The 14,197-nt window shown below is 66.7% G+C and carries 10 protein-coding genes; 1 reads left to right on the top strand and 9 read right to left on the bottom strand.

Annotation, left to right across the window (positions count from 1 at the left end; genetic code table 11):
- Positions 1-6: 6 nt before the first annotated feature.
- The 9 genes from ABIE51_RS08830 to ABIE51_RS08790 all read right to left on the bottom strand — a co-directional run bounded on the left by ABIE51_RS08830 (position 7) and on the right by ABIE51_RS08790 (position 12,817).
- The gene (locus tag ABIE51_RS08830) at positions 7-3,192 is read right to left on the bottom strand and encodes a discoidin domain-containing protein (RefSeq protein WP_354503866.1); all 3,186 of its coding nucleotides are present in this window, start codon (positions 3,190-3,192) and stop codon (positions 7-9) included.
- A gap of 2 nt (positions 3,193-3,194) precedes the next feature.
- Positions 3,195-4,016, bottom strand: coding sequence for a carbohydrate ABC transporter permease (locus ABIE51_RS08825; protein WP_115840609.1), 822 nt, complete (start codon positions 4,014-4,016; stop codon positions 3,195-3,197).
- Positions 4,013-4,903 carry a carbohydrate ABC transporter permease gene (locus ABIE51_RS08820; RefSeq protein ID WP_192631652.1) on the bottom strand — a complete coding sequence of 297 codons (891 nt, stop codon included), beginning with the start codon at positions 4,901-4,903 and terminating at the stop codon, positions 4,013-4,015. Before ABIE51_RS08820 ends, ABIE51_RS08825 begins: the two co-directional genes overlap by 4 nt.
- A gap of 5 nt (positions 4,904-4,908) precedes the next feature.
- On the bottom strand, positions 4,909-6,222 hold the full coding sequence (locus ABIE51_RS08815; protein ID WP_502913270.1) for a sugar ABC transporter substrate-binding protein: 1,314 nt from the start codon (positions 6,220-6,222) through the stop codon (positions 4,909-4,911).
- Complete coding sequence (locus ABIE51_RS08810) at positions 6,219-7,856, bottom strand: glucoamylase family protein (protein ID WP_192630437.1); 1,638 nt, start codon at positions 7,854-7,856, stop codon at positions 6,219-6,221. The genes ABIE51_RS08815 and ABIE51_RS08810 overlap by 4 nt, the downstream gene beginning before the upstream one ends.
- A 108-nt stretch (positions 7,857-7,964) precedes the next feature.
- On the bottom strand, positions 7,965-10,943 hold the full coding sequence (locus ABIE51_RS08805; protein WP_192630436.1) for a TonB-dependent receptor: 2,979 nt from the start codon (positions 10,941-10,943) through the stop codon (positions 7,965-7,967).
- A 91-nt stretch (positions 10,944-11,034) separates the two neighbouring features.
- Entirely contained in the window at positions 11,035-12,066 is a 1,032-nt protein-coding gene (locus ABIE51_RS08800; protein WP_192630435.1) for a LacI family DNA-binding transcriptional regulator, read from the bottom strand.
- 170 nt (positions 12,067-12,236) lie between these two features.
- Positions 12,237-12,515 (bottom strand): BolA family protein, encoded by a 279-nt coding sequence (locus ABIE51_RS08795; protein WP_354504845.1) that lies wholly within the window; start codon positions 12,513-12,515, stop codon positions 12,237-12,239.
- A 2-nt stretch (positions 12,516-12,517) separates the two neighbouring features.
- Positions 12,518-12,817 carry a YciI family protein gene (locus tag ABIE51_RS08790; RefSeq protein WP_115840613.1) on the bottom strand — a complete coding sequence of 100 codons (300 nt, stop codon included), beginning with the start codon at positions 12,815-12,817 and terminating at the stop codon, positions 12,518-12,520.
- Positions 12,818-13,227: 410 nt separating this feature from the next.
- Between ABIE51_RS08790 and ABIE51_RS08785 the strand changes: the two genes are divergently transcribed.
- On the top strand, positions 13,228-14,142 hold the full coding sequence (locus ABIE51_RS08785) for a segregation and condensation protein A (protein WP_115840614.1): 915 nt from the start codon (positions 13,228-13,230) through the stop codon (positions 14,140-14,142).
- The last annotated feature ends 55 nt before the right edge of the window (positions 14,143-14,197 follow it).

The following is a 14,197-nucleotide window of genomic DNA, read 5'->3' as shown; positions in this document are numbered from 1 at the left end:
TGCCGTTCAGCGCAGCGCCACCCGCACGCGTGCGCCGGCGCGCCCGATGCGCAGTTCGCCGTCGTGCCACTGCGCCGGCTTGCCGTCGATGGTGGTCGCGCCGGGCGCGGTATCGTACGGCCAGGTGAACACGATGCCGCCCGGCGGCAGCCGGGTGTCCGGCGCGATGTCGAGCATCAACGCCCCGTCGGACTCGCGCAGCCTGTAGCCCACCGGGCCGTACTGCGTGCGCAGGTTCGCCACGCTGACGCCCTCGCCCGCCAGCCAGTCCGCGGGAATCCCGGCGGCGACGACGAGCGTGTCATCCAGGTCGCGCGAATACGCAAACAGGTCCAGCGCCGAACGCACGTAATCCGACCCGACCCACGCATGCGGCAGGTCGCCGACGAAGAACGGCTTGCGCGGCGTGCGCGAGACGACTTCGGCCCACTGGTTCCATGCACGCGGCTGCTGGTCGGCGAAGAAGAAATCCAGCGCCTCGTGCGCGCGATCGCGCCAGCCGAGCCGCACGAACGTGCCGATCGTGCGCAGCTCGTACGGCGTGTAGTCCTTCCATTCGCGCGTGCCGTCGCGACGCGCCACGAACTCGCGCCAATAGCGTTCGAACGTGTTGGTGAGCAGGTCCTGCGGAAGACGACCCTGCTCGCCGCCCGGCGCGAGCGCGATCGTGGTCGAGGTCGCATCGAAATCACCGAGTTCCGCCGCGCCCGGTAGGAAGTCGATGCCGTGCTGCTGCGTCGCGCTGCGCAGCGACGCGTACAGGTCGTCGCGGAATTGATCGCGCGACGCGGCAAAGCGTTTCGCGTCGGCGTCCTTGCCGAGCCACTGCGCGATCTCGACCGCATCCTTGTAGCCGCGCAGCGCCCAGAAGTTGTCCCAGTACGAATGCATCGGCTTGGCCGAATAGCCTTCGTGACTGATCGACGCCGGCATCATTCCGTAGAACGCCGGGTTGCGTGCGCGGTTGGCCTCGGTGCGTTCGGACAGTCGGAGCTTCTCCATGTAGTCGAACGCGCCGACCACGTGCGGCCACATCGCCTGCAGCATCGCGCGATCGCGGTTGAAGCGGTACACCTCGGCGATGGTGAAGATGAGCTCGCCGTGGCTGTCGTTTTCCGGTACCGGATCGCTGCCGCGGTCGTCCACGCAGCACGGCACCTTGCCGTTGTCGAACTGGTACGGCGCGTACCAGCGCAGGAATTCGGCCGCGACGTCCTCACGTCCCATGCGCAGCAGGCCTTCGCCGATCATCGCGCCATCGCGGATCCACGCGCGCGAATACGAGCGTGTGCCCGGTTGCAGACGCGGACCGATGCGGCTGATCAGCATGTGCGCGAGCGCGGTGCGCAGCGTATCGACGACGTGCTGGCCTTGTTCGGGAACCTGAATCTGCACGCGGTCAAGCTTGCCGCGCCAGAGGGCCGCTGTGGCGTCCTGTGCCTTCGCGGCGTCGATGGTCTTCGGAGTCGCCATATCGCGTCCGGTGAGGCGCACGCTCCAGTCGAATTCGCGCGACTGTCCGGGCGCGAGCTCGACCGCATACAGCAGCGCGCCGGACGCCAGCCCGGTCGCGTCCTCGACCTGGTTCTCCACGGCACCGAACGCCTTGCGTTCGCAGCCCTTCGAACAGAACGACGCCCAGTCCGCGCGCGCGAGCCGCTGCACCACTTCACCTTCGTCGAAGCGGCTGACGAACGCGGAATCGGCGGCCCTGCCCGCTTGCACCGGGAAACGGCCGGCAACGGTGATGGTGTCGGCGCTCGCGCTGATCGAACGGATCTCGCTGACGCCACCAACCGTGCTGAGGAACTGCGTCGGCGGATTCACCTGCATCGGCCGCGCCGCCAGCGCGAAGACGTATCGGCGCGGGCGATCGCTCGTGTTGCGAAGCACGTAGCGCGCGGTGAGATGCGAGTCATCGCGCGTTCCGTGCGCGAAGGCGGTGGTGTCGAGCGCGAAGTCCGCGTGCTGCCAATGCACCGACGGGATCGGCAGGTAGCTATCCTGCAGCGACTGCGTGGTCTTCACGTCGGCCCACGTCACCAGCGTGCCGTCGCTCACCACGAACGGTTCGATGCTGAAGCCGCCCTTGCCGGTTTCGATGGCGCCGTCTTCGCCGATCAGGCCCTGCTCGATGCCGCCGTCGAGACCGAGGATCGTCCAGTACGGCTGTTCGCCGAAGAAGCCCCGCGGCCAGCGGCCACGCGGTGCGTCTTTCGCAACGGAGCGGACGAAATCGTTGGGCGTCGCGGCGAACGCCAGCGGCATCACCTGCAAGCGCGAAAGCGCGATGCGGCCTGCCGGCGCTTTCAGCAGCGTCAGGCGGACGAAGCGCGCTTCGGATTCGGGCAGCGCGATGTGATCGCGCCCGCCGTCGGCACCGCGCACCTCGCGCGCCGTTCGCCAGGTCGCGCCGCCGTCCGACAACTCGATGCGGTAATCGCTCGCGTGTTCGCCCGACAACCAGTCGAGGACGAGCCCGCCGAACTCGCGCGGCTTGCGCAGGTCGAGCGTGAACTGCGGCGCCTGCTTCGCGCCTACGTCGGCTCGCCATGCGGTGTCGGGCGCATCGTCGATCGCGGCACGTGCCAGTCCGTTGCGGGTTTCCGCTGTCGCGCTTGCGGTGCCGGCCAGCGGCGAGTTGTCCTGCGGCGCGAGTTTGCGGAACGCCAGCTGGTCGAAACACACCGAACCCTTGCCGCCGACGCTGTTGTAGATCGTGAATTCGATCCTGCGGCTATGCCGCAGCGTGGGGTCCGGCGCCGGGCCCCACGCGCGAGTGATGTGGCGCTGCTTGTAGACGACCGGCGTCCACGTCTTCGGGAAGTCGTAACGCGGCTTGTTGACCCACCACACGTTGTCGCCACTCTCGTCGACGACCTTGAACTGGAGGTCGTTCGGCGGCGAATCGCCGCGCAACTGGAACGAGAACGCGTAGTTGTCCGGATAATCGATCGGAATTTCACGCGTCAATCCGGCATAACCGGACACGCCGTTGAAGTCGTAGTCCAGGCACACGGCCTGGCCGTCGGCGCCCGGCACGGTGCGCAGCGTCCCGCTCACCTGATCGGAGGTGACGACCTGCCACGGCGTGGTCGATTCGAAATCGTCCAACACGCGGATCTCGCCAACCCCCTGCGCGAACGCCATCACCGGAACGAGCGCGAACGCCCAAGCGAAACGCCTTGCCATCCTCACCCCTTCACGCTGCCGACCAGCAGGCCCTGCAGGTAGTAGCGCTGCAGCGCCAGGAACAGGATCAGCACCGGCAACACCGTCACCACCGATCCGGCCATCATCATCTCGTTGTCCTGCACGTGCTCGCGCGACAGCGACGCCAGCGCGACCGGCAGGGTGAAATGCCCCGCGTCGCTCAGCACGATCAACGGCCACATGAAGTCGTTCCACGCGCCGAGGAAGACGAAGATCGCCAGCGTGACGAGGATCGGCTTGAGTACCGGCAGCACGATCTGGAAGAAGATGCGCGTCTCGCTCGCGCCGTCGATGCGGGCCGCTTCGAGCAGTTCGTCGGGAATGGAGCGCGCGTACTGGCGCACCAGGAAGATGCCGAACACGCTCGCCATCAGCGGCACGATCGCGCCGGCGTACGTGTTCACCAGCCCCATCTGCTTGAGCATCAGGAACAGCGGCATCATCGTGACCTGCGCCGGGATGATCAGCGCGGCCAGCAGCAGGCGGAACACGCGCTCGCGCCCGGCGAACTTCAGCTTGGCGAACGCATAGCCGGCCATCGTGTTGAGCAGCAGCGCGATCAGCGTGGCCGCGGTGGCGATCATCGCGCTGTTGAGCAGGTAACGCCCCATGCCCGCACGCGCGAACAGCTCGTGGTAGTTGTGCAGCGTCGGCGCGGCGGGCAGCAGCGGCGGCGGGAAATGCGCCGCTTCGCCCGGCTGCATGAACGACACCGACAGCATCCACAGCAGCGGCGCAAGACTGATCACCGCGAGCGCGATCATCAGCCCGTTGACGATTGCCTTCGCCAGACGCGGGCTCATGCTTCTGCTCCCTTGCGCCGAGCGAACCAGAGCAGGCCGCTGGTCGCCACCGACATCAGCGCGAACAGCAGGAACGCCACCGCCGACGCGTTGCCGAGGTTCCACCACTTGAAGCCCTGTTCGTACATCAGATACAGCACGCTGACCGTGCTCTCCAGCGGCCCGCCCTGCGTGATGACGTAAGGCTCGGCGAACAGCTGGAAGTAGCCCGACAACGTCAGGATGCTCACCATCAGCAGCACCGGGCCCAGCTGCGGCAGCGTCACGTTCCAGAACTGCTGCGCGGGCGTGGCGCCATCGATGCGCGCGGCTTCGTAGAGGTCCTCCGGGATCGACTGCAGGCCCGCGAGGAAGATGATCATGTTGTAGCCGAAGTTCTTCCACACGGCGAACAGGATGATCGTCGGCATCGCCCACGTTGGATCGCCGAGCCAGTCGATGGGATCCAGGCCGATCGACGTCAGGCCCCAGTTCACCAGGCCATAGCGCGTGTGGAACAGATAACGCCAGATCACCGCGACCGCGACGACCGTCGTCACCACCGGCGCGAAGTACGCAGTGCGGAAGAACGGCTTGAAGCGCGCGCTCTTCGCGTGCAGCAGCAGCGCCGCGCCGAGCGACACCGCGATCGACAGCGGCACGCCGACCACGACGAAGTACATCGTGTTGCCAAGCGCCTTCCAGAACAGCGGATCCTGCAGCAGCGTCGCGTAGTTGTGGAGGCCAACGAAGCGCAGGTTCGACAGGTCCGCAAGCGAGTAGATGTCGAAATCGGTCAGGCTCAGCGCGAACGCGGCGAGCACCGGCAGGCCGAAGAACACGCCGATCACCGTCAGCGCGGGCGCGGCGAACACCCAGCCCGCGGTGGACGCGCTGACGCGTGGCATGGCGTTCATCGCGCACCTCCGGCGGCGTGCTGTTCGAGCATCCAGCGGCGCTTTTCGAGGATCGCATCGGCACGGCGATCGAGCTCGGCTGCCGCTTCGTCCACGGTATACCGCCCGGCGACCATCTGCTCGCCGACGATCCGCAGCTCCTGCGCGATGCGCTCCCACTCGGGCACCTTCGGCGCGGGCCTGGCGCGTTCGAGCTGCTCGCGGAAAGGCAGCGTGAACGGGTCCGCCGCCAGCGCTTCGCTACCGGCCCATGCGCTTCGCCGCGGCGGCAGGTTGCCGGTGAGCGAGTGGAAACGCACCTGCACCTGCGGATCGGACAGATACGCGACGAGCTTCCACGCCGCGTCCTTGTGCTTGGACTGTTCGAACACGACGAAACTCGCGCCGCCCGCGACCGACGCGCCGGGCCCGTCCGGACCGGGGAGCGGCATCGTGCCCCACTTGCCTTCCAGTTCCGGCGGCAGACGCTTGCGGAACTCGGCGATGTTCCAGGGGCCGTTGACGTAGAAGGTGAAGAAGCCGCGGCCGAACTCGTTCCAGACGTTGGCGATCTGCGTGTTGGCGAAGGCCGGCGCCCACTTGCGCGCGAAGATGTCGTTGTAGAACGTCAGCGCGCGCTTGAAGCCGGCGCTGCGGAAATTGCCGTAGCGTCCGTCGTCGCGCAGCAGCGGATCTGGCTGCTGGATCGCCAGATTGAGCAGCGGCTCGTATTCGTTCAGCGGAAGGTGGATCGCGTAGCGATCGGGCCCGACGTGTCGCTTCACCGCGGCCATCGCGTCGTTCCATTCGGCCCACGTGCGCGGCACCTGCTTCACGCCGGAGGCTTCGAGGATGTCCTTGCGATAGAACGGCAGGCGGGTCTCGACGTACCACGGCACCGCATAGACATGGCCGCCGATGAGGCCCGTATCCCACGAGCCGCTGAAGTAGTCGTTCGCCGGCATCGTCGGCGTGCGCGCGAGGAACGGCTCCAGCGGCGCGACGGCGCGCAGTTCCACGAATTCCGCCAGCCACGTGTTGCCGAGGCCGCACACGTCCGGCAGGCCGTCGCCGGCGAACGCGGTCAGCAGCTTCTCGTGCGCGGCGGTGACCGGCAGTTGCTGCACTTCGACGCGGATGCCGGGGTTGGCGCGTTCGAAATCGGGGATGAGCTGGCGGACCATCTCGCCTTCGAATCCCATGGCCCAGAAGCGCACGACGGTGCGGTCGTCACGTTCGCTTTTGCATCCGACGAGTGCGACGAGCGCGCACAGCACGATCGACGCGATGAACGCACGCGCCGTGATCCGCCGTGGCGTTCGCCCGCTCACTTCGTCTTCGGTTCCGGCGCCGGTGCCGGCTGCGGCGTCTGCGAGGCACGGTTCACGCGCGACTCGGCTTCACCCAGCGCGCGCGCCGTCGCGGCGTCCTTTTCCGCCTGCGTCTGCGGCTTGGGCTGCGTCGGCGCGGCTTCGCCTTCCTTCGCCGGTTCCAGCCAGCCGCCCTTGAAGCCCGCCTTCTGCAATCCATCGCGGATGTACTTGTTCCGCTTCATCACGTTCCAGACGAACTCGTTGCGGTAGTTGCTGATCATCGCCAGGATCGGCCCCTGGTCGATGCCGATGTAGTCGCTGGCGACCCAGCCTTCGCCCGGCACGAGGCGGCCGGTCTTCAGCGGAATGTCGAAGTCGAAGCTGCGGTTGAACGAATCCAGGAAGCCGTAGCTGGAATACAGGTATTCGCCGTAGCGCTCGTGCATCGCGACGGTCGAAGGAATGACGATTTCCGGAGCGAACGGCAGCGACGCGATCGCCGCGGTCGGCGCGATGGTGCCGTCGTCGAACGTGTCGCGCAGGCCGGCGCCGCGCGCGGAGTAGTGGCGGAACTGTCGCTGCTCGCCGCGGAATTCCTGCAACGTCTGCTGCGGACCGTCGCTGGCGGTCAGGCCCCACACTTCCGGGCCGTAGTCCTTCCACTTCATGGGATTGGCGATGGCGTAGGCGCGCTGCGCGTACGCCGCGCGGCGGCTGTTCTCGAAATAGTCGATGCCGCGCTCGCGCATGTAGTCGTCCTGGATGCCGCGGAAATCGATCCAGACGTGGCTGTACTGATGGCCGAACAACGGGCCGAACGACAGGTATTCCTCGCCCTGGTAGACGCCCCACGAATCGTTGTACGTGCGCGTCCACACCGACCACGACTCCGGCGCCACCGGATGCGTCGGCGATCCCATCGCGAGGATGTAGAGCATCATCGCTTCGTTGTAGCCGGTCCAGTCGTGCTGGATGAAGCCGCTTTCGGGGAACCAGCCCATCGAGATCAGCGGCGCGTTGCGCTGCAGCCACGGCCAGTCCACGCGCTTGTAGAGCGTGTCGGCGAGGTCGCGGATTTCCTTCTCGCGCGGATCGTCGCGATCGTAGTAACTCTGCGCGAACAGCACGCCCATCATCAGCAGCGCGGTGTCGACGCTCGAAAGCTCGACCCAGCTCTGGTAGCGGGCGCCAGTGTCCATGTCGAGGAAGTGGTAGTAGAAGCCGTTGTAGGCGCCCTTCCCTTCCGCCTGCGGACCCGACGGAATGTCGCGGAAGAACTTCAGCGTGGTGAGCGTGCGATCCACCGCCTGGCGGCGGCTGACCCAGCCGTTCTCGATGCCGATCGGATACGCGGTCAGCGCGAAGCCGACCGAGGCGATCGACGCGAACGGGCGCGAGGGATAGCGGTCGGGCGTGAGCCCGTTCACTTCGTTGGTGGTGTCCCAGAAGAACTGGAACGTGCGCTTTTCGACGTCGCGGAACAGCGGCGGCAGTTCGAGCTTGGTCGGCTTCAACGGCTCCACCTCGACAGGCGGCGCGGACGCGATCGGGAACGCCTTGGACGCCGGCCCTTCCTGCTTGCATCCGGAAATGAACACGAGCACCGCCACCAGCGATGCAGTCCCCACGCTGCGTCGTATCGAATCGAACATCACCACGCCATCTTGTCGAATGGAAGTCGCCGTGCCTTGCCCATCCGGGCGAAGGCCGTACCACGAAACCGCCGACCGCCCCGACGAGAAGGCGGCCGGCGGCCCGGGTCAGAAGTTGAAGCCTAGCGAGAGCTTGAAGGTACGGGTTGGCAGGGCCTGTGCAAGCGGGATGCCGAATTCGGGGTTGGGCGAATTGAAGCCACCGGGGTAATCCTGGTAACTGTTGTAGTTCGCCCAGTCGAATACGTTCAGGATGTCGGCGCGGGCCCACATCTTGAATCCTGCTCCCGTGTCGAATTCCTTCATGGCCGCGATGTCGAACTGCTTGCTGCCATACGTGCCATCCGGCTTGTACTGGTCGATGAAGCAGTTGTCCGGCTGGTCGACGTTCACGCAGTTCACGAAGTAGCGCGGCGGCTGCGAGGTCAACGTCAGCTTGGCCGATAGCGTCGTGTTCCACGGGCCGTCGTAGATGCCGGTGGCGACCAGGCGATGCTCCGGCACCTCGGCGTCATGCCAGCCCAGTGCGGCCACCGTCGGGTAATCGAGCGAGAACACCTCCGGCGATTCGCGCTGCTCGCGCGCGTCGAGGTAGGTGTAGGCGACCGTCACGCTCCAGCCGGATTCGGCCGTGTACGGCTTTTCGGCCTTCAGGTACAGCGCGTTGGTCTTGGTCTCAAGCCCGTTGGTGCCCAGGATCAGGTTGCCGAAGGGCGCGAAACCCTGCCCCCACGGCGGACCCCAGCTGAAGCCCGGGCGGAAGAACGAGCCGTCCGCCTGGCGGTTGCCGAGCAGGAACACGAAGCCGTCCTTGCTCTCCACGCGCGAGATCGTCACGTCGGTCAGCCAGTCGCCGACCTGGTTGCGCATGCCGAGGCTGAACTGGTCGGAGTACGGCGTCTTGAGGTTGTTGTCGAGCATGAAGACTTCGCGCCCAAGGCCCGTCTGAGACGCGAGCGTCGACAGCACCGCCGGATCGAAGTACGCGTCGCTCCAGTCGATGCACGGCGTGCCCGGCGACGGCAAAGGACGCGGGCACGAGCCGTCGGCGAGACGGAAATCGATGTCGGTCGTCGGGAACGTCGACTTGGTGATCTCCAGCTGCAGCCAGTCGAACAGGTTGCGGTCGTACGCGCGGCCGGCGCCGCCGTAGATCACGTGTTCCTGGTTGGCGAACAGGTCGTACGAGAAGCCAAGGCGCGGCTGCCAGCCGTCCTTGAAGGACTTCCGGTTGCTGCCGTTGCTGATGTAACGCTCGACGTTGATGCCCGAGTTCGGGTTGTTGATCGCGGTGGAGTTGCGCAGCGCGGCGGCGACGTCGGCCGGCGTGACGTAATCCAGGTACGTCGGGCTCTTCTCGTAGTCGTAGCGCAGGCCGAGGTTGAGGATCAGCTTGTCGTTGACCTCCCAGTCGTCCTGGAAATAGATGCCGTACTGCTTGTTCGACGACGACGCCGAGCCGTCGCCCACGCCCGGAAGCGCGGTGCCGAACTTGACGTGGATCGGCTGCGTCAGGCTCGTGCCGACGTCATAGGTGAACTGCGGGTAGTACGGCTGGCGCTCGGTGGCGTCGACATCGACGTCCTTGAACTTCACGCCCATCTTCAGCGTGTGGCCCTGGAAGCCGGTGAAGGTCAGGTCGTTCTGGATGCCGTAACCCTTCTGCCCCTTGTCCTGGAAGTCAGAACCGCCGCCGCTGCGCACGATGACGTTGTTGAAATCGGCGTTTCCGTTGTCGCTGCGGTTGCTGAGGATGTACGCGATGCCGCTGGTATACGGGCTCGGGTTGAACGTCGAGTCCTCGTACGTCAGGTGGAAATCGTTGAGCCACGGACCGTTGGTGTACTGGTAGCGCAGGTCCGCGCGCGTTTCCTCGTTGAGCTTGTTGGTGGCGTAGCTGGGCAGGTTCTGGCCGCCGGTGTTGGTCAGCTCTTCCTCGTCGCGGTACTTGCCGGTCAGCTCGAAGTAGTGGTTCTCGCCGATCAGCCAGTCGACCTTGCCGAAGTACAGGTCTTCCTTGAACGGTGCGTTGAACAGGCCCGTGCCGGCTTCGGCCTGCAGGAAGTCCGGCAACTGGTCGATGGAGTAGCCGCGGCCCGGCGTGAGCGTGCGGGGCGACTCGTATTCCTTGGCTTCGTACGACAGGAAGAAATGCGCGCGATCGCGCAGGATCGGGCCGCCGAAGGTCGCGCCGTACTGCTCTTCCTTGGTCTGCACCTTGTCGTCGGCGCGCTCTTCGAACACCGTCGGCGTGCGCCAGTCGGTGGAGGTGTAGTCCCAGAAGAAGCTGCCTTCGAAATTGTTCGTGCCCGAGCGCGTGGTGGCGACGATCGCCGCACTGCTCAGCTGGTCGTACTCGGCCTTGTAGTTCTGCGTGATGACCTTGTACTCGCCGATGGCCGACTGCGGGAACGGATTGCCGCGGCTGGAATCCTGGCCGCTGATGCCGCCGCGCAGCACGTAATCCTTCTGGCCGACGCCGTCGATGTAGACGTTGATGCCGTTGGCGTTCTGCGCGCCGGACTTGATGCGCGTGGAGCCTTCATTGCCGGTTTCGAACGCCACGCCCGGCGCGAGGTCGGCGAAGGCGAGGAAGTTGCGCGTGCCCTGCGGCAGCGATTCGATCTGCTTGTTGGTGACGTAGGTGGCGATTTCCGACGTCTTGGTTTCCGCGACCACTTCGCTGGTCACGGTGACGGCGTCGACGGTGGTCGCATCACCGGCCGGCGCGGTTTCGGGAAGTCCGCCGGCGGACAGGTTGATCGTCGCCGTCTGGCCGACCTGCAGCGTCACGGTCCTCGTCGTCGTCTGCCCGTTGGCGACCGCGTCGATGCGGTACGTACCCGGCGGCAGGCCACCAAGGTTGTAGGTGCCGTTCGCCGCCTGCACTTTTCGGGTGAGGCCGGTGGCGGTGTTGGTCGCGGTGATCTGGGCTTCGGTCGCAGGCGCCGAATCGACCGTGATCTGGCCGCGGATGGTCGCCGAGGTGCTTTGCGCCATCACCGCGGGGGCGGCGACGACCAGGCAGCTGGCAAGGGCGCAGGCGAGCAGCCGGCGCGTCGGATGTCGGGGGAACCTCGAATTCATATGCTTCCTCTCTCCAAAAGCATGTCGAACCACGTGGAATCGTTTACAGCGAACAGACACAAGGAACCGTGACGTCCCGGGGCACAGGCCGTCACGGAGAACGCGGAGGTGGGCGGGAACCGCTCGATTCGCGCACGATGAGCCCGGTTTCCAGCAGCTCGCTGGAAGACGCGGGCGCTTCGTCGGCCGCTTCTCCGGCGATCTGCGCGATGAGCAATCGCGCAGCGCGCGCGCCGAGTTCGGCGATGTTGACGCGAATGGTCGTGAGGGCCGGGTGCACGTAGCGTGCAAGCGGGATGTCGTCGAAGCCGGCCACGGCGATGTCGTCCGGCACGCGCAGGCCATCGTGCGCGAACGCGAACAGGCAGCCGAGCGCCATCATGTCGTTGGCGGCGAACACGGCATCGGGGCGCCTCGACGCGTCGATCAGCTCACGTCCGGCGCGATGGCCGGACGCTTCGTCGAAGTCGCCCTGCAACACCCATTCGGGCGTGCCGGGCAGCAGGCGCGCGAGCGCATCGCGATAACCGCGAAGACGCTCGTGCGCATCGAAGTTGTCGGCGGGACCTGCGATGAAGGCGATGCTGCGATGCCCCGACGCGACGAGATGTTCGACCATCGCCACCGCGCCGCCGTGGTTGTCCACGCGCAGGACGGCCGCGCCGTCGAGCCCCGACTGGCTGTTGATCAGCACCGTCGGCAGCGAGGGATCGAGGTGTTCGCCCAGCAACGTCGGCGTTTCGGCGAACGGCGACAGGACCAGCAGCCCATCGACGCGGCCGCGCATCGCGCGCAGTGCGGCGCCCTGCTCGTCCGGATTGCCGTGGTAGCTCGATACCAGCAGGTGCAGCCGCTTGGCGCGGGCGACCTGGTCGATGCCGCGCATCAGCTCGGAAAAGAACTCGCCGTGCAGGTCGGGCAACACTACGCCGAGCGTCTGCGTGCGGCGGCTGCTGAGGCTGCGTGCGGCGGCGTGCGGGGTGTAGCGCAGTTCCTGCGCCGCCGCGAAGACGCGATTGCGGACGTCTTCGGCGACGTTCCCATGGCCGTTGAGGGCTCGCGAGACGGTGGCCACGGAGACCTGCGCGACGCGGGCGACGTCTTTGATGGTTACGCTCGGCACGCTGTCAGGGCCTGTGCGGACAATGCGCGCGGACTGTAAACGTTTCCAATTTCAAGTGTAAAGCTGGTGTTACGCGACCACCGCAAACGTCGGCTTCGTCGGCGTTCTTGCAGGCAAATCGACCGCCGGATGTTGCAGCGCGGCACTGTCGCTGGAATTCGGATCCGGACTCAGTTTGCCTCGGCCGGGGTCCGCGCCCGGATGGAAAGCGCATGGATGTCGGTCGTCATCAAGTCGCCCAGGGCGGCGTAGACCGCCCGGTGACGGGCGATCGGCCCGAGGCCGGCGAAGGCCTCGCTCACCACGTCGACGCGAAAGTGCCCTCGCCCGTCGGCCGCCCCGGCATGGCCGGCGTGGCGGTGGCTTTCGTCCTCGATCTCGAGCGACAGCGGCGCGAGTGCGGCCTCGAGCGCGGCGCGGATGGCGCCGACCCGCTGCTCGCGCGGCAGGCTCACGGCAGCACCTTGCGGAATGGCCGGACCTCCACGCGCTGGTAGACGCCGGCGGCGACGTAGGGATCGGCGTCGGCCCAGGCGCGGGCGGCATCGAGCGATTCGAACTCGGCGATGACGACGCTGCCGCTGAAACCGGCCGGGCCCGGATCCTCGGCATCGATTGCCGGGCACGGGCCGGCGAGCAGCAGACGCCCGGCATCGCGCAGCGCGGTCAGGCGCGCCAGGTGGTCGGGGCGGGCCGCCAGCCGCTGGGCCAGTACATCGTTGCCGTCATAACCTTCGATCACGTACCACATGCCGTCGCGCGTCCTTCCGAACCATTGGGAACCGACCTGAATTGTAGTCGCCCCGCGGCTGGACACGGCCCGGACGAGGCCGTACCCTTGCCTTCACAAGGCCGGCTGCAGCGGCCCGACGCGACCGGATCCCCACACCGTCGCCTCGCACGCACCCGGTGCGTCGCTGCCCCCGACGGCCTCGAGCCCGAACTCCATCGCCCGCCACGCCCCCGCGTGACGCACCGGCGTTGGTCGTCCGGTAAGGGCCTGAGGTTCGACATATAGGAAAGGTTTCCTGACGGGAGTTCCGACCGGACCAGCATCTGTCCGGCAGGGTTCGACCCAGCAAGTCCGTTGCATCCACGGTGGTCCGTCGACCGCCAGCCTGAGCGATAGCAGTGCCCACGGCCCGGAGGGGCCGGCTCCGAATGACCGAAGAACGCGCAGCCGACGCGAGCGATCCGCAACCCGTGGCCGCCCCGGCCTCCACCGCGCCACAGCAGCAGGAAATGCCGCTGGCGGTGGTGCATGGCCAGCCCGTGCTGCAGATCCCGCAGGACCTCTACATCCCGCCGGACGCGCTGGAGGTCATCCTCGAGGCGTTCGAAGGCCCGCTCGACCTGCTGCTGTACCTGATCCGCCGGCAGAACCTGGACATCCTCGACATCCCGGTGGCGGACATCACCCGCCAGTACGTCGACTACATCCAGGCCATGCACGAGATGCGCTTCGAGCTGGCCGCCGACTACCTGGTCATGGCCGCGATGCTGGCCGAGATCAAGTCGCGCATGCTGCTGCCGCGCGCGGTGAACGAGGTCGGCGAGGAAGAGGATCCGCGCGCCGAGCTGGTCCGCCGCCTGCAGGAATACGAGCGTTTCAAGAAGGCCGCCGAGGACATCGACAGCCTGCCCCGGCTGGATCGCGATACCGCGCCGGTGCAGGCCTTCGTCCCGGACCGCGCGTCGGTGCGGCTGCCGCCGCCGGTGGAGCTGAAGGAAATGCTGCTGGCGCTGCACGACGTGCTCAAGCGCGCCGAGCTGTTCACCCAGCACGCGATCAAGCGCGATGCGCTCAGCGTCCGCCAGCGCATGGGCGAGCTGCTGGAACGGCTGAAGGACGGCACGTTCCAGCGCTTCGAAACGCTGTTCACTGCCGAGGAAGGCAAGCTCGGCATCGTGGTCACGTTCCTGGGCATGCTCACGCTGGCCAAGGAACAGCTGGTGGAGATCGTGCAGGAGGCACCGTTCGCACCGATCTACGTCAAGTCGCTCGCGCTGCTCAAGGACGGGGAAGAGATCGAACTGAGCAGCGAGTTCGACGAGCCGGCGGCCAACGATGGCTGAGTTCCGGACCGCACGCTCCCGCTACACCGCAACAACCGCAACGTCCTTGGCTTCC

The sequence above is a fragment of the Lysobacter sp. OAE881 genome (genome assembly GCF_040546665.1).
Taxonomy (GTDB): domain Bacteria; phylum Pseudomonadota; class Gammaproteobacteria; order Xanthomonadales; family Xanthomonadaceae; genus Lysobacter_J; species Lysobacter_J soli.
The sequence above is the reverse complement of the archived record's forward strand: the minus strand, read 5'-3'. Positions and strand labels throughout refer to the sequence as shown.